This is a genomic window from Archangium sp. Cb G35 (assembly GCF_001896145.1).
Lineage (GTDB): Bacteria > Myxococcota > Myxococcia > Myxococcales > Myxococcaceae > Archangium > Archangium violaceum.
The window spans coordinates 1,517,281-1,541,678 of sequence record NZ_MPOI01000001.1; the positions used below are offsets into that span (position 1 = coordinate 1,517,281).

Sequence of the window (24,398 nt, forward strand, 5' to 3'; positions counted from 1 at the left end):
GGACGGAGCCTCTCTGGATTGAAGGGCAGAAGACCTTCGAGCCATCTCCATTCACGAAGAGGCGCCATGACCATGAGTCCCCATCCCGCATCCCTGATGAAGCGATTCGCCACCCTCGCTGGAGCGGCACTCGCCGTGCTGGTGGCCTCCGGTGCGGCGCTCGCCAGCGTTCGGTCTGCGACCACGCCCACCACGGCGGCCACGCTCTCGGCCCCCGCGCAGCTACGTGTGGTGACGGCCAACCTCGCCTTCCGCGGCAACCCGGGGGTGAAGGAGGACTGGAAGACGATCGGTCCCGAGGCCGACATCGTGTTCGTCCAGGAGGCCAAGAACGTCGTGCTGCGCGACATCCTCGATCTGGACACCTGGATCGTGCGCCAGGACACGTCATCGGATGCCGTGCAGGGCAGCGCCGTGGTGATCCGCCGCTCGGTGGTCCAGGCCGCCGATCAGCTGGTGCTGGTGAAGGGGGTCGATGCCAACGACTGTGACGATCCCGTGCTGGGAGGCATCATGACCCGGTGGATCGCCCGGGTGGACGTGCAGCTGAACAACGGCCGATGGCTCCGCCTCGCGTCGCTGCACATGCCCCCGCTGCGCTGCCAGGACGGCATTGGCAGCCCCTATGCCGTCATGGCGGACAATGTCGTGGCGTTCGCCAACCGCAGCGAGCGCCTGCTCGTCCTGGGCGCGGACTGGAACAAGGTGGTGGACGACGACCCGAACAACATCGGCGCCCGCACCGGCCTGAAGCCGCGTGGACCCGATGAAGGCACGCGCATCGACGGCTTCTACGTGTCGCAGGCGATCGGCACCACCGACCTGCACAAGCTGGCGCAGACCGGCAGCGACCACCGGCCGGTGAAGATGACCATCACCGTGCCCGCGCCGTAGCACGGCCACGAAAAGCACCTCGCCTCCCAGGGGCTCGGAACCACCCGCCGGTTCCGGGCCCTTCGTCTGTCTCCCCTCCCCCGCTCGAGTCAGGAAGCGGGCGGCTTCGCCCGGCGAGCCCGGTGGTAGTGCGCGGCGCACAGCTCCTTGGCCAGCACCGGCTTGCCACAGTCCGGCTCCTTGCAGCGCGGCGTCTCCACGGCGGGTTCCCCTCCAGGCGCCCGCACGGCGAACATCGCCTCGGCCACGGCCAGCAGCCGGTCCACTTCCGTCCGCGTCAGCTGGTGCGCCCGGGCGAACTCCACCAACCGGTGCGCCCCCACCGCCTCGTCCTCCTCCACCCGGAAGAGCTCCGCCAGGGGCACCCCCAGCGCCCCGGCCACCTGCACGAGCGTCTCGTAGCTGGGGCTGCGCTCGCCCCGCTCCAGCAGTGAAGCGAAGCTCACCGAGATGCCACTGCGCTCGGCGAACTCCTCCTGGGTCAGGCCCCGCCGCTCTCGCAGGCCTCGAATCCGCCGCGCGAGCCCCTGCAGGTGCCCGCTCGCATCCTGGGCTGGCGGGGAACTGGAGCGCATCGCCAACCCATGCTAGCGCACCCCATCTGTTAAGGTCTCGCGCCGTCGTCGGTCCCCTCCGTGGGAGCCGGCCCAGGAGAGCACTCCGGACATGCACGCCCTCGAAGGGATTCACTACTACTTCCGCAAGGCCGCGCGCATCATGGACGTGGGTGAGCGCATCGAGACGCTGCTCGCCACCCCCCTGCGCGAGGTCAAGGTCCAGGTCTCCATCGAGCTGGACAACGGAGAGATCCGCACCTTCATCGGCTACCGCACCCAGCACGACAACAGCCGCGGCCCCATGAAGGGCGGCCTGCGCTACCACCCCACCATCACCCAGGACGAGTGCGTGGCGCTTGCCTCGCTGATGACGTGGAAGACGGCCGTGGTGAACCTGCCCTACGGCGGTGCCAAGGGCGGTATCGCCGTGGACCCCACCCAGCTCTCCATGAAGGAGATGGAGCGGCTCACCCGCAAGTACGTGGATCAGATCCAGGACGTCATTGGTCCCACCCGCGACATCGCCGCCCCCGACGTCAACACCAACCCCCAGGTGATGGCGTGGATCATGGACCAGTACTCGCGCTACCACGGGCACTCGCCGGCCATCGTCACCGGCAAGCCCGCAGAGCTCTACGGCACCCGGGGCCGTGACTCGGCCACGGGGCGCGGCCTGCTCTACATCACCCGGGAAATCCTCCGCGACGCGGGCATGCCCATGAAGGGCACGCGCTTCGCCATCCAGGGCTTCGGCAACGTGGGCAGCCACACCGCGCAGCTCCTGTGGCAGGACGGGGGCGTGGTGATCGCCGTGTCGGACGTGTACGGCGGCGTGTACAACCCGCAGGGCCTGGACATCCCCGGCCTCTTCGAGCACGTGAAGCGCACCGGCACCGTCACCGGCTTCGGCGGCGGTCAGGCCTGCGCCAGCGAGGACGTGCTCTTCTCCGACTGCGACGTCCTCATTCCCGCCGCGCTCGGTCATGCTTTGAACCGCAACAACGCCAACGCGGTGCGCGCGCGGCTCGTCATCGAGGGCGCCAACGGCCCCACGGACCCCGAGGCGGACGAGATTCTCGACAAGCGCGGCGTGCTGGTGGTGCCGGACATCCTCGCCAATGCGGGCGGTGTGACGGTCAGCTACTACGAGTGGGTGCAGAACCTGCAGCACCTCTCGTGGGAGGAGGACCGGGTAAACGCCGAGCTGGAGCGGACGATGAAGGAGGCGTACGACCGGGTGGCGCAGCTGGCGCGCTCGCGCAAGGTGACGTTGCGCACCGCGGCATTCATCCTGGCCATCGGCCGCGTGGGCAAGGCCACGGTGCTGCGCGGCATCTGACAGGGCGGCCGGGCAACCGGCGGCCCGGGGCGCCCTCCCCTTTCGCCCCGGCGGCGCTTCGGTTATCAGGCGCCTCACACGCCCATGGTCACCCTCCAGCAAATCGAAGACGCCCAGCAGCGCATCGGTGACGCCGTCTACCGCTCGCCCTGCCCGAAGTCGGAGCAGTTCAAGGAGCTCACGGACTGCGCCACGCTGAACTGCAAGTTGGAGAACCTGCAGCGCACGGGTGCCTTCAAGGAGCGGGGAGCGCTCAACAAGCTGCTCACGCTGTCGCCGGACGAGCGGGGCCGTGGCGTCATCGCCGCCTCGGCCGGCAACCACGCGCAGGGGCTCGCCTACCACGCGGGGCGCCTGGGGGTGAACGCCACCATCGTCATGCCCGAGCGCACCCCGCTCATCAAGGTGACGCGCACGCGCTCGTACGGCGCGCGGGTGGTGCTGCACGGGGCCAACTTCGACGAGGCCTACGCCGAGGCCCTGCGCATCCAGGACAAGGAGAACCGCGTCTTCGTCCACCCCTTCAATGATCCGCTCATCATCGCGGGCCAGGGCACCATCGGGCTGGAGCTGCTCGAGCAATGCCCGTACATGGACATGGTGGTGGTGCCCATTGGCGGCGGCGGGCTCATCTCCGGCGTGGCGTGCGCGCTCAAGGAGACCAACCCGCGCATCAAGGTGATTGGCGTGCAGGCCTCGGCCATCGCGAGCATGAAGGCCTCGGTGGACGCGGGGAAGCTGGTGGAGCTGCCGGCGGGGACCACCATCGCGGACGGCATCTCGGTGAAGCGCCCGGGCGACTACACCTTCGAGATGATCCGCCGCTACGTGGACGACATCGTCACGGTGGACGAGGAGGAGATCGCCAACGCCATCCTGCTGCTGCTGGAGCGGGAGAAGTCGGTGGTGGAGGGCGCGGGCGCGGTGGGCCTGGCGGCGCTCATCCACGGGAAGATTCCCTCGGCGCGCGGGCGCAAGGTGGTGCTGCTGCTGTCCGGCGGCAACATCGACGTCAACCTCGTCAGCCGCATCATCGAGCGCGGCCTGGTGAAGGACGGGCGCCTGGTGCGGCTGGTGGTGCGCATGCCGGACCGGCCGGGAATGCTCGCGCGGCTCACCGCGGAGATCGCCCAGGCGGGTGCCAACGTGGTGGAGATCTACCACAACCGTGCCTTCTCGAAGGCGGGCCTGGGTGAAGTGGCCGTGGAGGTGACGCTGGAGACGCGCGGCCGCGGCCACATCGAGGAGCTGATGGGCGGCCTGGGACAGAAGGGCTGGCAGGTCTCGGAAGAGACCTGATTTCATTCCGGAGCGGAGGCTCGGCGATACTGCGGGCCATGCGCGCCCTGCTCCTCCTCTCCCTGCTGTCCGCCAATCCGCCCACGCCCGCGCAGGCCCAGAAACTCGCGGCCCAGCGTGCCTGGGAGGACCTCTACCTCGCCTGGTCCTCCGTGGACCCCAAGGGCTACTCCCAGCCCGATCGCCGCACCATCGCCACCTCGCTCCTCAAGGGCTGCGAGGCCCTCGCCAGCTCCGATGGCGTGATGGCGTACTCGCTCGGCGAGCGCGCCGTCCTCTACGACGAGACGGCCCCGGGCCTGCGCTGCCTCGCCCGCACCGCGCTCGCCACGGACCAGCGCGGCACCGCCGAGGACGCCCTGCGCCGCGGCCTGGAGCACTTCCCCAAGGAGGGCCACTTCGGCCTGGAGCTGGGCAAGCTCCTGCTCGAGGACAAGGATCCCCAGGGCGCCCTCGCGGCACTGGGCAAGGTGCCCCCGCGCTCGCCCGAGGCGGCCAAGGCCAAAGCGCTCATGCAGAAGGCCCGCAGCGCCTCCAGCGAGGAGAGCGCCGCCATGGCCCAGGCCCGCGCCATCGAGCGGCGCTTCACCGGCGAGACCGAGGACAACAAGGGCTCCGTCCAGCCCGCCTCCGGCTCGGCCTCCACCGGCCTGTCCTATGAATCCGGCGTGGCCTCGGACGGGATGCGCACCCGCTCCAACAGCCGCTTCGTCGTGAAGTACTTCAACAACGCGCGCGACTTCGGCCAGCGCGCCGAGTACGAGGGCCGCATCGTCGCCGCGCTCGACGAGGCCCACTTCCACACCCGCCAGGTGCTGGGCGAGACGCGCGAGGCTCCCGTGGACGTCATCCTCTACACCCGCGAGGAGTTCCGCACCCACCAGGGCTCGGCCCTGGCGCGCATGGCGGCCGGGCTGTACTCGGACGGCGCCATCCGCATCAACGACGCCGCCGAGCTCACCCAGCAGACCAAGGCCACGCTCGTCCACGAGTACGTGCACGCCGTGGTGGATGACCTGGTGCGCGCCGCCGAGGGCGGCCAGCGTGTCCCCATCTGGCTCAACGAGGGCCTTGCCGAGTACGTGGAATGGCGCTACCTGGGCAGCGACAAGCCGCCCCACGCGCTGGCCACCCGTATGCGCGGTGCCGCCCAGAACGGGCAGCTCCCGCGCCTCTCGGACATGGCCGGTGGGGCCCTCATCCAGCAGCGCGACCCGGCCCTGGCCTATGGAACGTCGGCCGTGGCCGTCCGTGAGCTGCTGAACGAAGGAGGGCCCGCCCGGCTGCTCGAGCTCATCCGCGAGGTGGGCCAGGGCGCTTCCTTCGAGGAGGCCCTCCGGCAGCGCTATGGCCGCGGCGTCGCGGAATTGGAGGCCTCTGTCCAGGCCACTCTCTCGCGGAGGTAGCGAGCAGGCGGATTCCGTGTTCGCGAAGTTTACCCCTCCCCTTGAGTCCCCTACACTCGCCCACGGAAATTTTTTGATATGGCGCTGCGGCAGGAGTCCCGGCCCCGGGTCCGCAGCGAGGTGACGATGTCCGACACGCGCGCGGCGATGAGGGAGTTTCGCTTCCTGGACGAGAAGCGGACGCGGGGGAATCTTTCCCCCACGGAGGAAGCTCGTTTGAACGAGCTGCGAGGGCACCTGGGTGACCCGGCGCAGGAGCAGTCCGTCCAGGACCCCGCGCAGCAGCCTCAGGGCTACTACGGCGACGACGGCCAGTGGTACGCCTACCCCGCTGGGTACGACCCCAACCAGGGTTACGATCCCAACCAGGGCTACGCCGGCTACGACCCCAACCAGGGCTACGCTCAGCAGCCCCAGGGCTACTACGGCGAGGATGGCCAGTGGTACGCCTACCCCGCCGGTTACGACCCGAACCAGGGCTACGACCCGAACCAGGGCTACGATCCCAACCAGGGCTACGCCGGCCAGGGCTACGACCCCAACCAGGGCTACGCTCAGCAGCCCCAGGGCTACTACGGCGACGACGGCCAGTGGTACGCCTACCCCGCCGGTTACGACCCGAACCAGGGCTACGATCCCAACCAGGGCTACGCTGGCCAGGGCTACGACCCCAACCAGGGCTACGACCCCAACCAGGGCTACGCCGCCCCGCAGGGTGAGGCCTACGCGGCCGATGCGCCACAGGCCTACGCGGCCGATGCCACCGCGCAGCAGCAGGAGCCCGCCTACAACTCCCCGGTGCCCGGGTACGTGCCGCAGCAGCCGCAGCCGATGCCGGATCCGGTCAAGCTCAGCCTCGAGACCGAGAACCTCGAGGTCCCCGCGCTGAACGAGCCCGCGCCCTGGGAGGAGCCCACGCCGGAGCCTCCCGCCGAGTCCCAGGCCCAGGCCGAGGACGATCCGATGAGGTTCGACGACGCGGAGCCCGCCTCCGCGGAGCCCGCCTCCGAGGACGTCTTCGAGGTAACGGACACAGACGTCTCGCCCGTCAGCGAGGCCATCCCCATCCCCGAGAGCGTTCCCGAGTCGGTCGACATGAGCGACTGGAACGACGTCACCGCGCCCTCGGCGGCCTCGCTCTCGGCGCGGACGCTGGAGCACGACGTCACGGCCGAGCCGGAGAGCTCGGGTCCCCTCGAGCTGGGTGAGGACGACTTCTCCTCGCTCAACGCCGACGCGCAGACGCCCACCGCCTCCTTGGCGCCGCCCGTGGCCGAGGAGCATCCGCGCGCGCCCCTGCGCACCATCGAGATCCAGCACTCGGACATCGAGCTGATCGAGGAAGAGGCCGAAACGCCGCTCGCCGCCGAGCCGGTGTACGCCGAGGAGCTCTCGCCTCCCGTCTCCGAGGAGTGGGCCTCCGCGCCGCTCGCGGTGGACGCGGAGCAGGGCACCGCGCAGCAGTCCGAGGACGCGTCCGAAGAAGATCCGATGGAGATCACCGCGTCGTACGCGATCCCCGTGTACGAGACCGCGCCCGACGCGGTGCCCGTTCCCACGCAGGACCCGAACGACGTGCGGTCCGAGCCCGCCTCGGCGGGCGGGGCGCCCACGTTCGACGTCTCGGAGCTAGAGGCCTCGCCGGAGCCGGACGCGGCCGCCGCGGCCGAGACGCCGTGGGAGACCACCACCGAGGAGCCCACGGCCGAGGCTGGCGTGGAGCCGCCCACGTTCGACATGGCGGAAGTCGGTGCCGAGATGGAGTCCCCGGCGCCCGCGCTGGACCCCGCGTACGGCACGCACGTGACGACGTTGGAGCTGAACCCGGTGCAGGTGGCACCCGATCTCCAGGCGGACACCGTCGAGGTCGCTGACTCGTTCGAGCCCGAGGCCACGCGGCCATCGGACTGGGGCGTGCAGACGGACACGCTCGAGGCGGCGCCCGCAGACGAGCAGACGTACGACACGGGCAATCCGGGCGACGCCGTCCCGCTGGCCAGCGCCTCGGACTTCCTGGGGCACTCGGAGCAGCCGGGCGCGTCGGTTTCGGACGAGCCCGTGCCGCTGGAGACGAGCGAGGCGAGCTGGAGCGGGAACGAGGCCGGAAACACCGGTGAGGGCATCCCGCTGGAGAGCGCCGCGGAGTACATGAGCACTCCGGAGTTCGCGACGGCCAGTGCCACGTGGGGCCACCAGCCGGAGACGCCCGCCGAGCCCGAGAACACCTCGGCGTACGGCACGCCCCTGAGCGAGGACGCCGGACTGCCTCCCGTTGAGACCCAGCCGGAGTGGACGACGTCCGCCGACGGGCAGGCCGCCATCGAGGTCCAGGGCGAGTGGATGACCTCCGAGCCCGCCGCTGCCACGGAGGCTCAGGCCGAGTGGGCTACTCCCGCCGAGGAGCAGCCGGTGATGGAGGCCCAGGCCGAGTGGGCCACTCCCGCTGAAGAGCAGCCCGCCGCCGAGGCGCAGACTGAATGGGCCACTCCCGCTGAAGAGCAGCCCGTCATGGAGGCCCAGCCTGAGTGGGCTACGGCTACCGAGCAGCAGCCCGTCATGGAGGCGCAGCCCGAGTGGGCCACTCCCGCTGAAGAGCAGCCCGCCGCCGAGCAGCAGCCCGAGTGGGCCACTCCCGCTGAAGAGCAGCCCGTCATGGAGGCTCAGGCCGAGTGGGCCACTCCCGCTGAAGAGCAGCCCGCCGCCGAGCAGCAGCCCGAGTGGGCTACTCCCGCCGAGGAGCAGCCGGTGATGGAGGCGCAGGCCGAGTGGGCCACTCCCGCCGAGGAACAGCCCGCCGCCGAGCAGCAGCCCGTCATGGAGGCCCAGGCAGAGTGGGCCACTCCCGCTGAGGAGCAGCCTGTTCTCGAAGCGCAGACTGAATGGGCTACTCCCGCTGAAGAGCAGCCTGTGATGGAGGCCCAGGCCGAATGGGCCACTCCCGCTGAAGAGCAGCCTGTTCTTGAGGCGCAGACTGAATGGGCCACTCCCGCTGAAGAGCAGCCGGTGATGGAGGCGCAGCCCGAATGGGCCGCTTCCGCCGAAGAGCAGCCCGTCATGGAGGCTCAGGCCGAGTGGGCCACTCCCGCTGAGGAGCAGCCTGCCACCGAGCAGCAGCCCGTCATGGAGGCGCAGCCCGAATGGGCCGCTTCCGCCGAAGAGCAGCCCGTCATGGAGGCTCAGGCCGAGTGGGCCACTCCCGCTGAAGAGCAGCCTGTTCTCGAAGCGCAGACTGAATGGGCTACTCCCGCTGAGGAGCAGCCTGTTCTCGAAGCGCAGACTGAATGGGCCACTCCTGCTGAAGAGCAGCCCGTCATGGAGGCCCAGGCCGAATGGGCCACTCCCGCTGAGGAGCAGCCTGTTCTCGAAGCGCAGACTGAATGGGCCACTCCCGCTGAAGAGCAGCCTGTTCTCGAAGCGCAGACTGAATGGGCCACTCCCGCTGAAGAGCAGCCCGTCATGGAGGCCCAGGCCGAATGGGCCACTCCCGCTGAAGAGCAGCCTGTTCTCGAGGCGCAGACTGAATGGGCCACTCCCGCTGAAGAGCAGCCGGTGATGGAGGCTCAGCCCGAATGGGCCGCTTCCGCCGAAGAGCAGCCCGTCATGGAGGCTCAGGCCGAGTGGGCCACTCCCGCTGAGGAGCAGCCTGCCACCGAGCAGCAGCCGGTGATGGAGGCGCAGCCCGAATGGGCCGCTTCCGCTGAAGAGCAGCCCGTCATGGAGGCTCAGGCCGAGTGGGCGACGCCTGCTGAGGAGCAGCCTGCCACCGAGCAGCAGCCCGTGATGGAGGCGCAGCCCGAATGGGCCACTCCCACTGAAGAGCAGCCCGTCATGGAGGCGCAGCCCGAATGGGCCACTCCCACCGAAGAGCAGCCGGTGATGGAGGCGCAGCCCGAGTGGGCCACTCCCGCCGGGGAGCAGCCTGTTCTCGAGGCCCAGGCCGAGTGGGCCGCTCCCGCGGAGCAGCCCGTCATGGAGGCCCAGACCGAGTGGGCCACTCCCGCTGAAGAGCAGCCCGTCATGGAGGCCCAGGCCGAGTGGGCCGCGCCTGCGGAGCAGCAGCCGTGGATGGCCTCCGAGCCGGCGGAGAACGCCGAGCCGCAGGCGGAGTGGGCTTCCAGTGGCGCCACGCAGGACTGGAACGCCGCTCCTGCCGCCACGCCGGGCACGGACTGGAACGCCTCCGCCGATGGCCAGAACGGGTGGAACGCGCCCGTCGAGGAGAGCCAGCCCGAGTGGGCGACGACGGAGTCCTCCGAGGCTCCGGCCGTTGCTCCCGAGTGGGGCGCCTCCGCGGAGCAGCAGCCCGTGATGGAGGCGGCGCCCGAGGAGCAGGCCTCGGCCTGGTCCAGCGCTCCCGCCGAGACGTCGTGGGGCGAGCCCGCTCCGGAGGCGTCGAGCTGGGAGGAGCAGCAGGCCGGTGGCACGCAGACCGACTGGAACGCGCCCACCACCGAGAACCAGGGGGAGTGGGGAACCTCGGCCCACGACGCCGAGCCCGTGAACGCCGGCCGTGATCCGTCCCTGTTCGGCACGAACAGCGCCTGGTCCGCCGAGGAGCCGGAGCCCGAAGCGCAACCCCACTGGTCCAGCCAGGAGCAGGCCCCCGCGTGGGGTCAGAGCGACGGCCTCGCCACTCCCACCGAGGAGCTGGCCAGCGCCCAGCCGCCCGCCTTCGATCGGCCCACGACCGAGAACGACATCCCCATCATGGAGGCCGAGCCCGAGCCCGAGCTCCCCGTCATGGAGGCCGAGCCCGAGACGACGGAGATCGATCTCACGGAGGACAGCGTGGAGCCGCCCGCCGTGGCGGCACCGGTCTTCGCTCCGCCTCCGCCGCCGGCTCCCGTGGCCGCCGCTCCGGTGGCCCGGAGCGCACCGCTGCCCGTGAATCCTCCGGCGTCTCCGATGGCCTCGCGAATCGCCGCCCCTCCCCCGGCACCTGCCGCCGCCGTGGCAACCCCAAGGGCTCCCGCGACCGCGTCCGCCGCACCGGTGACTCCTCAGGTGCTGGTGCCTGGAGCGCCACCGCCTCGCCCGACGCTCAACACGATCCCGGCCGTGCGGTCCTCCTCTTCCGCCAGCGCCGTCATGGCCCCCGTCAACGCCTTCATCGAGGGCGAGCACCGGGTCATCATCCACACGGTGGAGGGCCAGGTGAAGCGCGGCGCCATCCGGGACGTGGACCTGCTCGACGAGGTCATCCCGCTCGAGCAGCAGACCGGCTTCGCGCCCGAGCGCATCCCGGTCAGCCGCGTGAAGGCCATCTTCTTCATGCTCGCCACGGGCAGCCGTCCGCCGCAGACCGAGGGCCAGCAGAAGGTCCGCGTCACCTTCACCGACGGGCGCCAGGTGGCCGGCTTCTCCGATGACTACAAGAACCCGGGCCAGGGCTTCTTCGTCATCCCCGCGGACATGCGCACCAACACCTCGCGCATCTTCATCTACCGCGCGAGCGTGCAGGCCGTCGCCGAGGGCTGAGCCCCTCCTCCACCGCCGGTGGCCGTACGCACCGGCGGTTCCCGCAATGAAAAAGGGGCCTCGTCTCCGAGGCCCCTCCGGGCTCACGCCCCGTGCTGCTTCAGCCGGCTACTTCTTGGCCGGGGCCGGCTTGGTGGCGGGAGCCGCCGGGGTGGCCGCGGGGGCCTGCTTCTTGTTCAGCTCGAGGTCCAGCGTGATGGTGACCTCCTCGCCCACCGCCACGCCGCCCGTCTCCAGCACGCTGTTCCAGCCCAGGCCGAACTCCTTGCGGTTGATCTTCGTGGTGGCCGAGCCGCCGCGCTTGGTGTTGCCCCACGGATCCTTCGCCTCCGTGGTGAAGCCCTCGGCCTCCAGCACCACCGGCTTGGTCACGCCGTGCATGGTGAGGTCGCCCGTCACCTTCAGGCCCTGGCCGGCCTTCTCCACCTTCGTCGACTTGAAGGTGATGGTGGGGTACTTCGCGGTGTCGAAGAAGTCCGCGCTGCGCAGGTGCTCGTCGCGCTTGGGCTCGTTGGTGTTGATGGTGGTGGCGTCGATGACCGCCTCCACGGTGGACTTGGTGATGTCCTTCTCGTCGATGTTGGCCGTGCCAGTCACCTTGGAGAAGGCGCCGCGCACGTTGGACACCATCATGTGCTTCACGGAGAAGTTCGCGGCCGAGTGGGCCGAGTCGATGGTGAACTCGGCGGCGAAGGCCAGCGACGGGGAAGCGAGCACGAGGGCGGCAATGGCGGGCTTGAAGGACAGCTTCATGGTGTTTCTCTCCAGTTGAACGACGTACAGCGGGTTTCATCCACGCAGCGAATCGCTGCGCATGGACAGACGTGAATGACGGAAGCCCTCGAACACCGGGGTGAGCCGATCCTCGAGGTGGGCCGCACCGGAAACGAAGAAGCGCGGCGGGAAGAACTCCACACTGAGATGCGCGAGCCGTGCGTGCGGTGCGGACGCGCGGGACTGTACCCCCGCGAAATCTCGGGCCGCGAGTTTCTGGCGGACCCGGGCGGCCACCGCCGCTCCCCTCACCCGCTCGCGCTGTTCCAGGTCCGTGCTCATCTCGGGAGAACCATTAGCAACCCCCGGGCCAGGAAACCCGGCCTTTCAACCCCTCGAAATTCCTCACCTCTCCTACTTTGGCTCGCGCCCGGGCTCTCAAAACGATAGAGAGACGCATCATCCTGAGAGGGAGTAGCCGATGGCGCCGAGGCTGGAGCTGAACCTGAACGAGCTGCTGACGTTCGACCCGAACGGAGGGCTCATCCACTTCGCGGGCCAGCGGGTGCTGCTGTTGGATCCGGTGGCGTTGGGGCTGCTGCGCAAGGAGCTCATCGGGACGGTGGGGATGACGGCGGCGCGGGGCATCCTCACGCGGCTGGGCTTCGCGCACGGCTGGCGGACGGCGGAGACGATGAAGAGCTCCTTCCCGTGGGAGGACGAGTCGCAGTGGCGCCGTGCGGGAGGGCGGCTGCACACGCTGCAGGGGCAGGTGGTGCTGGAGCCGGTGGAGCGCCACGCGGAGGATGGACCGGAGCCCTTCGCGGAGGCGCTGTGGCACCACTCGTACGAGGCGGAGCAGCACCTGCTGCACCTGGGGAAGGCGGAGGAGGCGGTGTGCTGGGCTCTGACGGGTTTCGCCAGCGGCTACATGAGCTACTGCAACGGCAAGCCGGTGTACTGCATCGAGACGCGCTGCGTGGGCAAGGGAGACCCGGTCTGCCAGATCCTGGGCAAGCCGGAGGAGGAGTGGAGCCCCGAGTGCAAGGAGGCGCTGCGCTTCTACGAGACGCAGTGCATGGAGGGGGCGCTGGCGCAGGTGACGGAGGCGCTGAAGCAGGCCGAGCGCAAGCTGAGGGCGAAGCGGCAGACGCTGGCGCGGGTGTCGGGCGTGCCGGAGGACCCGGCGGGCATGGTGGCGCGCACGGAAGCGATGAAGCAGGTGCTGAGCCTGGCGCGGCGGGCGGCGAAGGTGGACTCGACGGTGCTGATCACCGGAGAGAGCGGCGTGGGCAAGGAGCGGGTGGCGCGGCTCATCCACGAGGAGTCGGGGCGGGCGCACAAGGCGTTCGTGGCGGTGAACTGCGCGGCGGTGACGGAGAGCCTGCTGGAGAGCGAGCTGTTCGGCCACGTGAGGGGGGCCTTCACGGGGGCGACGCACGACAGGCCGGGGCTCTTCGAGGCGGCGCACGGGGGCACGCTCTTCCTGGACGAGGTGGGCGAGGTGCCCGCGTCGATGCAGGCCAAGCTGTTGCGCGCGCTGCAGGAGAAGGAGGTGCGGCGCGTGGGGGAGAACCAGAGCCGCAAGGTGGACGTGCGGGTGGTGGCGGCCACCAACCGCAACCTGGCGGCGGAGGTGGTGTCGGGACGCTTCCGGCAGGACCTCTACTACCGCCTACGGGTGATTGAATTGAGGGTGCCGCCGCTGAGGGAGCGGCGCGACGACATCCTGCCGCTGGCGCGGATGCTGTTGGCGGAGGCGACGGAGCGGCTGGGGCGGAGGGTGTCGGGGCTGTCACCGGAGGCGGCGGACCAGCTCTTGCGGTACGGGTGGCCGGGCAACGTGCGCGAGCTGGGCAACGCCATCGAGCGGGCGGTGGCGCTGTGCGAGGGCAACCGGGTGGAGCGGGACGATCTACCGGAGGAGGTGCGCGCGGCGCCGCCGAGCCTGGTGCCCGGGGACTCACCGCGGACACTGGAGGCGATGGAGCGCGAGTACATCCTCGCGGTGCTGGCGCAGAACGGAGGGAACCGGGCGCGCACGGCGGAGCAGCTCGACATCGGGGTGGCGACGCTCTACCGAAAGCTCAAGCAATACGGAGAGCCCGAAGCCCCCAACTGAGTGCCCCCCCCGCGGAGCACCTGGTCCAGCGAAAGCACCCTGCTCAGCGAAAGCACCCTGCTCAGCGAAAGCACCCTGCTCAGCGAAAGCACCCTGCTTAGCGAAAGCACCCTGCCCCACCGAGCCAACCACCCCTCGCCCCCCGGGAGAGGGACGGGGTGAGGGTGCCTGGGCCCCGGGTTCCCCCCGTGAGCCCCACCCGGAATCAATTCAGATACCGGTCGTCCGGGCGATCCTCGGAGATGACGCGCAGGTGGCGCGACCGCCCACGGAGCTGCCGCTGGAGCCGCCAGTGCTGGAGGCGGAGCATGAGGGTGCGAGGACTCCCGCCGCGCACGGCGATGAACGTAATGGCGAGCGCCAGGAGTTCGGGAACCTGGGTGCGCCAGCCAGCCGAGAGCCCGTTGAGGATGACGAAACCGGCGCCGATGCCGGCGAAGACGTTGCCAGTGATGGGGATGCCCCAGAAGTTCGTCTGCCCGCGCCCGATGGACAGGCCGTAGGCCACCCAGGCGATGGAGCCCATCACCCAGCCGCCGGTGTACGGCACACCCCGCAGCTGGGGGAAGAAGAGGGAGAGCACGATGGTGAGGAGACCCGCGAGCACCGTGCCGCCGAGCACCACCCACAGCATGCGCTTGGAGCCCCAGCTCATCTCCAGGCCGCCGCCAATGGAGTAGAGGGCGAAGGCGCCGAAGATGATGCCGAAGGGGTGGAGCTCGACGAAGCCGTAGGTGAAGGGCTGCCAGAGCATCAGCCCGGGGAACACGGCGCCCGGGGTGAGCACCAGCATGGCGCCCAGGGAGCGGACCGCCAGGGACAACACCGAGCCCACCACGAGCCCGATCGCCAGCCTGGCCGCCGTGGATTCCACGCTGGGGAAGCCAAATCCCCCGCCTCCGCCGCCGCCAAAGCTACGCATCGGTCGCATCCAACCCTCCTGACTCGGAACACCCGAGAGTCGTCCAAAGGTGGTGGAACACCGCCCGCTTCGCAACCGTTTCCGTCCACTTCCGGGCGTGCCAAAAGCGAAGGGCGCCCATCCCCGCTTCAGGGGAGAGCGCCCGGGGCCCGTGTCGTCACCGACAGGACGTCCCGCTCAGGACTTATGGCGGTAGAACAGGGTGATGGTCAGGCAGTGGAACTCCTTGTCGGAGGACTGCGTGACGATCTTGTCCACCACGTCCAGGTTCGAGTTCTCCTTGAGCCACTTGGTGATGTTCTCGCCCATGTTCTCGCGATCGCGCGCGAGCGTGGTGGAGAACACCTTGACTCCCGTGAAGTTGATGACGGCCATTCCCGACCCTCGTGTAGCCAAGAGATTCCGCAGGTTTACCGCGAGTCTTGACGGCCATCAAGGAAACGGCCCGAAATTCCGGCCTTTTTCCTGCCCAGCGCACGACACTCCTACCCGGCAGGAGGGGAAGGCGACCCGGGACGTAGGGCGCCTCCCCGGGTACGTCTCACCGCGAGGCGGCGGCGCGTCGAGCCTGACAGGTGAGCTCGTCCTTGCACGAGGGCCCGATGCCGTCCGGGTGGGCGCCCAGCGGCGTCTTGTCACTCTCCTCCACGCCACACACCACGCACTTGCGCTTGCGGTTGCGGCGCTCGGCGCGCCGCTGCTCGGCGATCGCCTTGGCCCGCTCGCGGGCCGCCTTCGCATCCAGCTCGTTGCTCATCGTCATGGGTTCCGTATTCGTCTGAGAAATCAGAGGGCCTCGATCAGCAGCGCGATGCCCTGGCCGCCGCCGATGCAGGCCGAGCCGATGCCGTAGCGGGCGCCCCGGCGCTTGAGCTCGTAGGCGAGCGTCATGGTGATGCGCGCGCCCGAGGCCCCCAGCGGGTGGCCCACGGCGATGGCGCCACCATTCACGTTCGTCTGCTCGCGCGGCAGGCCCAGCTCCTTCTCCACCGCGAGGTACTGCGGGGCGAAGGCCTCGTTCACCTCGAAGAGCTCCACATCCGTCAGCTTGCACTGGGCGCGCTCGAGCAGCCGGCGGATGGCCGGGGCCGGGCCGATGCCCATCACCTTCGGGTCGCACCCGGAGATGCCCCAGTTGACCAGCCGGGCCAGGGGCTTGAGGCCGTGCTTCTCCACGTAGCTCCGGGTGGCCATCACCATGGAGCCCGCGCCGTCGCTGATACCGCTGGCCGCGCCCGCGTGCACCACGCCGTCCTTCTTGAAGACCTTGGGCAGCTTCTTCAGGCCCTCCACCGTGGTGTCCGGCCGGTTGTGCTCGTCCTTGGCGAACTGCGTCTCGCCCTTCTTCGTCTTCAGGGTGACGGGGCAGATCTCCTGCGCCAGGCGGCCCGACTCCTGGGCGGCGGCGAAGCGCTTCTGCGTGAGCACCGCGTACTCGTCCACCGCGTCCTGGGACAGCGAGTAGTCCATCGCGAGCTGCTCGGCCGTCATCGCCATGGGCGACCCGGTGTAGCTGTCCGTGAGCGCCGTCCACAGCATGTCCTCCATGCCGCCCTTGCCCAGCGGAATGCCCCAGCGGGCGCCGCGGATGACGTGGGGGGCCTGGCTCATGGACTCGGTGCCACCGGCCAGCACGCAGTCGGCCTGCTCGGTGAGCATCATCTCCGCGGCCGTGACGAAGGCCTGGAAGCCCGAGCCACACAGCCGGTTGACGCCCAGCGCCGGCACCGGCACCGGCACCCCGGTGCGCAGGCCCACGTGCCGGGGCAGGTAGATGGCGTCCGCGCTCGTCTGCACCACGTTGCCGTAGATGACGTGCTGGATGGACTCGGGCGATACCTTCGCCTGCTCGAGCGCGGCCCGGGCCGACTCCACGGCCAGATCGGTGGCGCTCAGCTCCTTCAGCGAGCCGCCGTACGTACCGAAGGCCGTACGCTTACCGGACAGGAAGTAGATTTCTTCGCTCTTGGACACGCTCTTCATCTCGGGACGGCTCCAGACGGGCTGAAAAGATTCGTTCTTCCTACTCCCCAAACGGATGCGGTGCACGCTCCAGGTGCATCAGACCGGGCGGTCGCCCCCCAGGAAGAGACCGGCGACGATGGCAAGGGCCACAACCGTCCACAACAACCCTTGGAGGTTCTGTCGACGAATCTCCCTTTGTCCGAGCCCCCGGTACCATGCCTGCCCAGACCGCAACCGATCTTCCCAGGTGAAATCTTCCGAAGGTTGGAGCCCCAGCAGACGCACGCGGTGGAACTGGAGCAGCCGCTCGGGAGAGGACTCCAGGAAGCCCCCAGAGCGATAACGGCCGGGGATCTCGAAACCCGGCCGCGGGTAACCGGCGGTGAGCACGAACCCCTCCGGAGCGAGCGGGGTGAGGAGATAGACGCGGGGCTCGCCCCGGGGTGAGAAATGAAGGGTGGCGAAGGTGTGCTCCCCTGCGTGTGCGAAATCGTAGGAAGGGGTGCCCTTCTGGAAGCGGGGCTTCTCCACGTGGCTGCCCAGGGGAACGAAGCCCAGGGCCTGGAGCTGGCTCGCCAGCGGAGCGAGTCCGGGCGGCACCTGCATGCCCTCGGCGGAGGACACGGGCAGGAGGCGGACGCTGCCGGGGGACACGAAGAGGACGGCCCGCCAGAAATTGAGGAGCAGCAGCTTCACGGCCATCCCCAACACGACGAGCACGAGGAGCAGCTCGGCGAGGGGGCTCATGGCGGGACTCCCGGGGACATGGGGCGCGCACCCTAGCCCGGCCCGGGCCCGGCCGCACGCCCGCTGAGCGGACCGGCGGGAATAGCCACCGTTCAGGCGTGCACATCGTCTCCAGCAGCGGAGCAACGGCTGCGCCGCGGGAGGACGGTGATGCGAGCGAAGAGACTCTCGAGGCTGGCCGGAGTGCTGGCGGTGGTGGCGCTGGCGGGGTGTGGCTCGTCGAAGAAGCCGGAGGCCGAGAAGCCGGAGTCCGAGGACGGCACGAGCCAGGCCTTCACCGCCCTGAAGGACGCCACGGTGACGCTCTTTCCCGGGCAGTGCGCGGGCGTGGTGGTCGAGGACGGACGTCATGCACTCACCGCCGCGCACTGCATCGACGTGGCCCCGGGCGAGCGCCAGCCGGTGGTGCTGCGCAGCGGGCGGATGCTCAGCGGCGTCGTGAAGGTGGTGGACTCCGTGCGGGACGTCGCCGTCATCCGCTTCGACGAGGCGGCCCCGGTGCGCCCGCTGCACGTGGCCACCGCCATGCCCCTTCCCGGAGAAGGGCTCCTCTTCTTCGGCCGCACCGATCGGCCCAACGAGCCGCAGGAGGTGGAGCTGAAGCGGCTCGGACGCTGCCCCTCGTTGCCGGGCGTGCCCCAGGCACTCTTCACCAGCCTGACGGGAGAGAAGGGAGACTCCGGCGCGCCAGTGGTGGACCGTCAGCTCCAGGTGGTGGGCCTGGTGCATGGAGGCGCGGCGTGCAGCATCGCGACGCCCACGGCCGACATGGCGCCCGTGTTGAACACGCTCGTCGCGGAGCTGGCCCGGCCCGGTGCCGAGCAGGGCGTCGGCGGAAGCGGTGGCGCGGGCCAGTAGTCCCCGCGAAGGAGACCGTCACACCCCGTGCAGACCGACCCGGACGCGCGCCTGGCTGGCCCGGTATTCCGCCAGCTTGCGCCGCACCTCGTCCATGTCCAGGGCGAGCGCCTGCCGGATGACGTCCTCCAGCATGGGCTCCAGCAGCACCCCCACGTGGTGGAGCAACAGGAAGCCATCGCGGAACACCATCAACGTGGGCAGCACCTGCACCCCCATCACCTCCACCAGCTCCGGCTGCCCGTTCACCTCCACCCGGGCGAAGGTGATGTCCGGGTACCGCTCGGCCATCCCCTCGAAAACAGGGCCGAAGATGCGGCAGGGCGAGCACCACCTCGCCCACCAGTCGATGAGCAGGGTGCCGGGCCGCCCCAACGTCGGTCCGAAGCTCCTGCTGTCCAGGGACACCACCGCCATGGGACTCCTCCAGAACGGGCCGCACCTCACCCGCTCTAAAGGTAGGGGCCAGGGAACGAGACGGTAGATTCACCCCGCCTCCCTCTTCCTAATCCCCAAGAAGCGAGCGAAACTGAACACGTCCGCGCTCGTGGGTATGGGCCCATGAGCACCCCCGGTGAAACCGGGGCACGGATGCAGGCCCGTCATCCTGGAGAGCCCCGTGAAGCCCAGAGTCCTGATCGTGGATGACTCGTGGTCCATGCGCCAGACGCTGCGGCTGTTGCTGGCCCCGGAGTTCGACTGCGCGCTCGCCGAGAATGGCATGTCCGCGCTGGAGCAGGTGCGCCAGAGCCCGCCGGACCTCATCGTGTCGGACGTGAACATGGACGGCATGGACGGGTACGAGCTGTGCCGCCAGGTGCGCGCCGAGCCCGCGCTCCAGGCGGTGCCCTTCCTCTTCATCAGCGGCCACCCGCCCCGCCCGGGCATGCCCGAGGCCGGTGATGCCTACCTCATCAAACCCGTCCAGCCCGCCGTCCTCATTGCGCGGATGCACGAGCTGCTCCAGCCCCGCCCGCTCGCCGCCGTGGCCCGGAGCTGAGCGGACCTCAATTCCACAGGAAGCTGTCCGCGCCCCGGTGGGACACCGCCAGCTGCGCCAGGTACTTGCGCTCCTCCCGCACCATCCGCCGGAAGGCCTCGAGCTGCATCGCCACCGCGATGAACGCCACCGGCATCCACGCCGCCCAGGCGATCAGCTGCAGCAGGATGGCCACGTAGATGGGATTCTCCAGACGGCGGTAGAGCCCCGTGGTCTGCGGCTGGGCCGGAAGGTTGGCCGACATCGAGAACGACTGGGCGCGCGCGAGCTGGAGCTCTCCGGCGATCTCCATCCCCAACCCCAGGGCCTGCGCGAAGGCCGCGAACCAGCCCCACCCGCCCGGCAGCTCCATCGCGAAGAAGAATGGGGCGAGCAACAGGAGCACCGGCAAGGGCATCGCCCGCGGCATGATGATGCGCTTGCGCTCCTCGGGAGGCGTGCGCGCCAGGACGACGGCTTCGTTGATCAAAAAGCACACGAAGAGGATGCGGCTGACGGTGAGGGCAGTCATGCCCCAGGATTCCACCACACGGCGCCCTTGCCCTCGATGGCCCGCGCCGCGCGTTGGCGGACATCCGTCATCTGCTCAGCGGTGAGGGGCTGGAAGGCCGCGGCGGCGTGGAGCGCGGCGTCCTGTTCGTTGGGGAAGCTCATCCCCATCAGTGCCACGTCTGGATCCACCGTGAGTGTATAGCGCACGCACTCCTCCACCCCGAGGTGGGGCAGCGAGGGCGCATCCGTCTCGGCCCCGCCCGAGCTCACCTTGCCGCGCGGACGGGCCTGGAGCGGCCGCCCGTAGCCCTCGGTGTCCCCGAGCAACTTGCCAGCCCCGAAGGTCTTGAAGGTCACCGTGCCCACGCCCCTGGCCTTCGCCAGCGGGAGGATCTCCTCCACGTAGCGCGGGTGGACGAAGGGCCCCACGGGGAACATCACCACGTCACAGCGGCCGGACTCGAGCGCGGCGCGCAGCACGTCCGGGTGGTGGCTGGAGATGCCCCGGAAGCGCGCCTTGCCCTGGCGCACGCAGCGCTCCAGCTCCTCCAGCCCCCCACCGTGCGCGGCCAGCCGCTCCCATGTGTCCAGCTTCGAGAGGTTGTGGAAGACGAAGAGGTCCACCGCCTCCAACTGGAGCCGGCGCAGACTCTCCTCCACCTGCGGGGCCACCGGCTGGTCCAGGAAGTCCACCTTGTCGATGACGAACATGCCCTCGCGCCGGCCGCGCAGGGCCTCGCCGACGATCTGCTCGCTGTAGCCATCCTCGTAGCCGGGGGCGGTGTCCACGACGTTGAGCCCGGCATCCATGGCGCGGTGCAGCGTGGCCACGCACTGCGCCAGGGGAACGGAGCGGTCCGCCAGGTCTCCGATGCCCACGGCGGTGGCCCGGAAACCAGTGCGCCCGAGCTGCCGCCGGGGCTGGAAGCGGGGAAGCGATCGTTCATCTGCCATGGGAGCCTCAGTCAGGGTGATGGATGTGATGTGCCCGGGTACGGGTTTTACATACCCCGAGGATTCAACCCCTGGGACGACGGGCTATGCTCCGCCGCCCTTTCCCCGATTTCTCCCCCGAGGAGCTCCGCGTGATCAACGCCAACGTCCGCGTCCCAACGCCGCAGAACGAGCCCGTGCTCTCCCATGCGCCCGGCAGCCCCGAGCGCGCCGAGCTGCAGGCCACGCTCAAGCGCATGGCCTCCGAGCAGATCGAGATTCCGATCGTCATCGGCGGCAAGCGCATCAAGTCCAGCAAGACGGACACGGTGCGGATGCCGCACAAGCACTCGCACGTGCTGGCCACGCTGCACGAGGCGGACGCCAGCCACGTGGAGCAGGCCATCCAGAACGCGCTGTCGGTGAAGGACGAGTGGGCGCGGATGCCCTTCGTGGAGCGCGCGGCCATCTTCCTGCGGGCCGCGGAGCTGCTGGCCACGAAGTACCGCCCCATCCTCAACGCGGCCACCATGCTGGGCCAGTCCAAGACGGCGCACCAGGCGGAGATCGACGCGACGTGCGAGGCGGTGGACTTCCTGCGCTACAACGTGCACTTCGCGCAGCAGTTGCTGAGCGATCAGCCGGTGAGCCCGGCGCAGACGTGGAACATGATGGACTACCGTCCGCTGGACGGGTTCGTGTTCGCGGTGGCGCCGTTCAACTTCACGTCCATCGCGCTCAACCTGGCCGTGGCGCCGGCCATCATGGGCAACGTGGTGCTCTTCAAGCCCTCGAACACGGCGGCCTACAGCAACTGGTACAACATGGAGTTGCTGCGCGAGGCGGGCCTGCCGGACGGCGTCATCAACATGCTGCCGGGTGACGGCCCCACGGTGGGCAACCCGGTCATGGCCAGCCCGCACCTGGGCGGCATCCACTTCACCGGCTCCACGCCCACGTTCCAGGGTATGTGGCGCACGGTGGGCGAGAACATCGGCCGCTACAAGCAGTACCCGCGGCTGGTGGGCGAGACGGGTGGCAAGGACTTCATCTTCGTGCACACCTCGGCGGCGGATGACCTGGACGCGGTGGCCACGGCCATCGTCCGCGGCGGCTACGAGTACCAGGGCCAGAAGTGCTCGGCGGCCTCGCGCATCTACGTGCCGGAGTCCATGTGGCCCAAGCTCAAGACGCGGCTGCAGGAGATGATCGCCGAGCTGCGCATGGGCGACGTCACCGACTTCCGCAACTTCATGGGCGCGGTCATCGACGAGAAGTCCTTCAAGCGGACGTCCTCGTACATCGAGCTGGCGAAGAACAGCGGCTCGGAGGCCACCATCCTGGCGGGCGGCGAGGCGGACCGGAGCGAGGGCTGGTTCATCAAGCCCACGCTGGTGCAGCTGACCAATCCGCGTCACCGCATCATGCAGGAGGAGATCTTCGCGCCGGTGGTGGGCCTGTACGTGTACCCGGACGCGAAGTTCGAGGAGACGCTGCGCGAGTGCGACACGAGCGCCACGTACGCGCTGACGGGCGCGGTGTTCGCCCGGGACCGCAAGGCCATCAGCACGATGATGCGCGAGCTGCGGCACGCGGCGGGCAACTTCTACATCAACGACAAGCCGACGGGTGCCGTGGTGGGCCAGCAGCCCTTCGGTGGCTCGCGCGCCTCGGGCACCAACGACAAGGCGGGCTCCATGCTGAACCTGGTGCGCTGGACGTCTCCGCGCACCATCAAGGAGAACCTCGTCCCGCCTACTCGCGTCCCGTATCCGTACATGGGGCAGTAGCCGCGGCCGGACTCGCGCGGGGGAAACGGACCGTGAACGTGGTCCCATCCCCCCGCGAGGAGCGCACCTCGATGGAGCCCCCGTGCGCTTCCACGAGCTGCCGGCTGATGAAGAGCCCCAGGCCCACGCTGCCCATCGCACCGCCGCCCGCGCTCCGGCCCCGCCGGAAGGGCTCGAACAGGGTGGGCAGCACCTCGGCCGGAATGGGCGGGCCCTCGTTGTGGATGTCGAGGCACACCGCCCCCTCTTCTCCCCTCGAGCGCACCCGCACCGGCGTGTCCACCGGGCTGTGCTGCACGGCGTTGCCCACCAGGTTGGTGATGACCTGGGCCATGCGGTCCGCGTCCCACGCCCCCTGGGCCTCCCCTCCCGTCTCGAAGTGGATGTGCCGCTCGGGGTGCGCGAGCTGGACCTCCTCCACCACGTGCCGGGCGAGCTCGTGGAAGTCCAGCGGCCTGCGCTCCACGGGAATCCCTCCCACCCGCGCCTGCGTCGAGTCGAGCAGGTCGCGGATCAACCGGATGGCCCGGTCCGCCGCCGAGTAGATGCGGCTCAATCCCTTCGCCTGCCAGTCCTGGAGCCCCTCGCGCTTGAGCATCGCGCCGGCGGACATGGAGATGGCCGAGATGGGATTGCGTAGATCATGGGACACCACGGCCACCAGGTCCTCGCGAATGCGGGCGGCCTCCTGTGCCTGCCGGGCGAGCACCTCCAATCGGGCCCGATCCTCCTGCACCTCCCGCAGCAGCCGCTCGCGCTCCTGCGTGGCCTCCTGGAGCGAGCGCGCCATCTTCGTGAAGGTCTCGGCGAACGTCTTCAGCTCCAGGGGCCCCTCGGCCGGCACCACGATGTCGAGCGCGCCCGCCTGGAGCGCCCGGGCCCGCTCCGTGAGGTGCGACACCGGGCGTGAGAAGCGTCGCGCGAAGACGAAGGAGAGCCCCACGGCGAGCGCCGCCAGCACTCCGGCGAGCTCGACGAGCCGGGTCCGGAGCATATGCACCGGAGCGAACGCCTCGGCCTGCTCGACGTGGGCCATGATGCAGCCGCCACCGAGCTCCTCGATGTAGCGGAAGCCGTGGATGACCCCCACTCCACGGTAGTCCGAAGCCAGGAGCTCCGCGTCCCGGCCCTCCAGGCATGCGCTCATGGGACGGACATCGATGGGATGGCTCTGGCTCTCCCCCGAGGGCCCCGGATACTGCGGCGCCGTGACGAAGCCGCCCTGGCTGTCCGTCAGGAACGCCTCCCCCGACTCGCCCAGACCATAGCGATCCCGGAAGAGAGGCTCGAGCTGCGTGGTGGCACTGAAACGCAGGCCCAGACTCATCCCTCCCCGCTGGACGAGCATGTCGTAGACGCGCTCCGGCCCTCGCTTGGGTTCGACACTTGCCAGTTGCCCGGCGGGCAGCGGGGTCAGCGACTCCAGCGACCGTGCCTCCGCTCCTACCAGGAGGGGTTGCAGCCCGGGAACCACCAGCCTCGCGTCCCGCACCCCCTCGGTGGCCACGAAACCATTGAGCACGCCCTGGAGGCAGCGGACCCGCTCCGGGCCCTGGCCGGGCACGCATTCGCCGGTCCTGTCCAGCAAGGCGCTGGCGCGCTCATGCTGCCGGTGCAGCCGCGTCAACAACACCTGCTCGCGGGCGTTCGCGGCGATCCCCACCGCCTGGATGGCGTTCTCGCGCACCGCCTCGCTCGCCGCCCGGTAGGCCAGCCCACCAAGCACCCCCGTCGTCACCAGCACGGGAGCGAGCATCAGCAGCAGGAGTTGGGCGCGGAAGGAGAGCGTCTTCATGTCCTGCGGGAAGAATGCTCATGCGCGGGACTCGTCCCACCGCCCTGGCTGGGGATTCCCGGATGCTCCCGGCCGATCGCCCGGCGG

Annotated in this window: 21 protein-coding genes; 9 read left to right on the plus strand and 12 right to left on the minus strand. The window is 69.7% G+C overall.

Annotated elements, in window-relative coordinates; genetic code table 11:
* Positions 1-72: 72 nt before the first annotated feature.
* Positions 73-894, plus strand: coding sequence for an endonuclease/exonuclease/phosphatase family protein (locus BO221_RS06265; protein WP_073559503.1), 822 nt, complete (start codon positions 73-75; stop codon positions 892-894).
* A gap of 89 nt (positions 895-983) precedes the next feature.
* Here BO221_RS06265 and BO221_RS06270 read toward each other — a convergent pair whose 3' ends face one another.
* Positions 984-1,469 carry a helix-turn-helix domain-containing protein gene (locus tag BO221_RS06270; RefSeq protein ID WP_073559328.1) on the minus strand — a complete coding sequence of 162 codons (486 nt, stop codon included), beginning with the start codon at positions 1,467-1,469 and terminating at the stop codon, positions 984-986.
* Positions 1,470-1,560: 91 nt separating this feature from the next.
* Here BO221_RS06270 and BO221_RS06275 point away from each other — a divergent pair, with 91 nt between their 5' ends.
* The 4 genes from BO221_RS06275 to BO221_RS06290 all read left to right on the plus strand — a co-directional run bounded on the left by BO221_RS06275 (position 1,561) and on the right by BO221_RS06290 (position 10,973).
* The gene (locus BO221_RS06275; RefSeq protein ID WP_073559329.1) at positions 1,561-2,790 is read left to right on the plus strand and encodes a Glu/Leu/Phe/Val dehydrogenase; all 1,230 of its coding nucleotides are present in this window, start codon (positions 1,561-1,563) and stop codon (positions 2,788-2,790) included.
* An 84-nt stretch (positions 2,791-2,874) separates the two neighbouring features.
* Entirely contained in the window at positions 2,875-4,089 is a 1,215-nt protein-coding gene (ilvA, locus tag BO221_RS06280) for a threonine ammonia-lyase (RefSeq protein WP_073559330.1), read from the plus strand.
* A gap of 38 nt (positions 4,090-4,127) precedes the next feature.
* Positions 4,128-5,495 carry a peptidase MA family metallohydrolase gene (locus BO221_RS06285; protein WP_073559331.1) on the plus strand — a complete coding sequence of 456 codons (1,368 nt, stop codon included), beginning with the start codon at positions 4,128-4,130 and terminating at the stop codon, positions 5,493-5,495.
* Between the two features lie 78 nt (positions 5,496-5,573).
* On the plus strand, positions 5,574-10,973 hold the full coding sequence (locus BO221_RS06290) for a hypothetical protein (RefSeq protein ID WP_073559332.1): 5,400 nt from the start codon (positions 5,574-5,576) through the stop codon (positions 10,971-10,973).
* 108 nt (positions 10,974-11,081) lie between these two features.
* Here the strand turns inward: BO221_RS06290 and BO221_RS06295 are convergent, their stop codons facing one another.
* Both BO221_RS06295 and BO221_RS06300 read right to left on the minus strand, forming a co-directional pair.
* Entirely contained in the window at positions 11,082-11,726 is a 645-nt protein-coding gene (locus BO221_RS06295) for a YceI family protein (protein WP_073559333.1), read from the minus strand.
* A 36-nt stretch (positions 11,727-11,762) separates the two neighbouring features.
* Positions 11,763-12,029 (minus strand): hypothetical protein, encoded by a 267-nt coding sequence (locus BO221_RS06300; RefSeq protein ID WP_073559334.1) that lies wholly within the window; start codon positions 12,027-12,029, stop codon positions 11,763-11,765.
* A 139-nt stretch (positions 12,030-12,168) separates the two neighbouring features.
* Between BO221_RS06300 and BO221_RS06305 the strand changes: the two genes are divergently transcribed.
* The gene (locus BO221_RS06305) at positions 12,169-13,809 is read left to right on the plus strand and encodes a sigma-54-dependent Fis family transcriptional regulator (protein ID WP_073559335.1); all 1,641 of its coding nucleotides are present in this window, start codon (positions 12,169-12,171) and stop codon (positions 13,807-13,809) included.
* A gap of 205 nt (positions 13,810-14,014) precedes the next feature.
* Here BO221_RS06305 and BO221_RS06310 read toward each other — a convergent pair whose 3' ends face one another.
* The 5 genes from BO221_RS06310 to BO221_RS06330 all read right to left on the minus strand — a co-directional run bounded on the left by BO221_RS06310 (position 14,015) and on the right by BO221_RS06330 (position 17,443).
* Entirely contained in the window at positions 14,015-14,740 is a 726-nt protein-coding gene (locus BO221_RS06310) for a DUF1751 domain-containing protein (protein ID WP_073559336.1), read from the minus strand.
* Between the two features lie 168 nt (positions 14,741-14,908).
* Positions 14,909-15,106 (minus strand): hypothetical protein, encoded by a 198-nt coding sequence (locus tag BO221_RS06315; protein WP_047860063.1) that lies wholly within the window; start codon positions 15,104-15,106, stop codon positions 14,909-14,911.
* Positions 15,107-15,272: 166 nt separating this feature from the next.
* Complete coding sequence (locus BO221_RS06320) at positions 15,273-15,488, minus strand: hypothetical protein (protein ID WP_047862989.1); 216 nt, start codon at positions 15,486-15,488, stop codon at positions 15,273-15,275.
* 29 nt (positions 15,489-15,517) lie between these two features.
* The gene (locus tag BO221_RS06325; RefSeq protein WP_073559337.1) at positions 15,518-16,714 is read right to left on the minus strand and encodes an acetyl-CoA C-acetyltransferase; all 1,197 of its coding nucleotides are present in this window, start codon (positions 16,712-16,714) and stop codon (positions 15,518-15,520) included.
* 78 nt (positions 16,715-16,792) lie between these two features.
* Complete coding sequence (locus BO221_RS06330; protein ID WP_073559338.1) at positions 16,793-17,443, minus strand: hypothetical protein; 651 nt, start codon at positions 17,441-17,443, stop codon at positions 16,793-16,795.
* 150 nt (positions 17,444-17,593) lie between these two features.
* Between BO221_RS06330 and BO221_RS06335 the strand changes: the two genes are divergently transcribed.
* Entirely contained in the window at positions 17,594-18,301 is a 708-nt protein-coding gene (locus tag BO221_RS06335; RefSeq protein WP_073559339.1) for a serine protease, read from the plus strand.
* A gap of 18 nt (positions 18,302-18,319) precedes the next feature.
* On the opposite strand, the gene BO221_RS06340 is transcribed toward BO221_RS06335, so the two are convergent.
* A complete protein-coding gene (locus BO221_RS06340; protein ID WP_073559340.1) occupies positions 18,320-18,718 on the minus strand; it encodes a co-chaperone YbbN in 399 nt (132 codons plus the stop codon).
* 202 nt (positions 18,719-18,920) lie between these two features.
* Between BO221_RS06340 and BO221_RS06345 the strand changes: the two genes are divergently transcribed.
* Positions 18,921-19,301: a PleD family two-component system response regulator gene (locus tag BO221_RS06345; protein WP_073559341.1), complete on the plus strand. Its 381-nt coding sequence runs from the start codon at positions 18,921-18,923 to the stop codon at positions 19,299-19,301.
* Between the two features lie 7 nt (positions 19,302-19,308).
* On the opposite strand, the gene BO221_RS06350 is transcribed toward BO221_RS06345, so the two are convergent.
* Both BO221_RS06350 and BO221_RS06355 read right to left on the minus strand, forming a co-directional pair.
* Positions 19,309-19,812 (minus strand): methyltransferase, encoded by a 504-nt coding sequence (locus BO221_RS06350; RefSeq protein WP_073559342.1) that lies wholly within the window; start codon positions 19,810-19,812, stop codon positions 19,309-19,311.
* The gene (locus tag BO221_RS06355) at positions 19,809-20,747 is read right to left on the minus strand and encodes an aldo/keto reductase (RefSeq protein WP_073559343.1); all 939 of its coding nucleotides are present in this window, start codon (positions 20,745-20,747) and stop codon (positions 19,809-19,811) included. The genes BO221_RS06350 and BO221_RS06355 overlap by 4 nt, the downstream gene beginning before the upstream one ends.
* 131 nt (positions 20,748-20,878) lie before the next feature.
* On the opposite strand from BO221_RS06355, the gene pruA reads away from it, so the two are divergent.
* Positions 20,879-22,516 carry an L-glutamate gamma-semialdehyde dehydrogenase gene (gene pruA, locus BO221_RS06360; protein ID WP_073559504.1) on the plus strand — a complete coding sequence of 546 codons (1,638 nt, stop codon included), beginning with the start codon at positions 20,879-20,881 and terminating at the stop codon, positions 22,514-22,516.
* Here the strand turns inward: pruA and BO221_RS06365 are convergent.
* Positions 22,482-24,311 (minus strand): HAMP domain-containing sensor histidine kinase, encoded by a 1,830-nt coding sequence (locus tag BO221_RS06365; protein WP_073559344.1) that lies wholly within the window; start codon positions 24,309-24,311, stop codon positions 22,482-22,484. The two genes, pruA and BO221_RS06365, sit on opposite strands and share 35 nt — an antisense overlap.
* Positions 24,312-24,398: the final 87 nt, after the last annotated feature.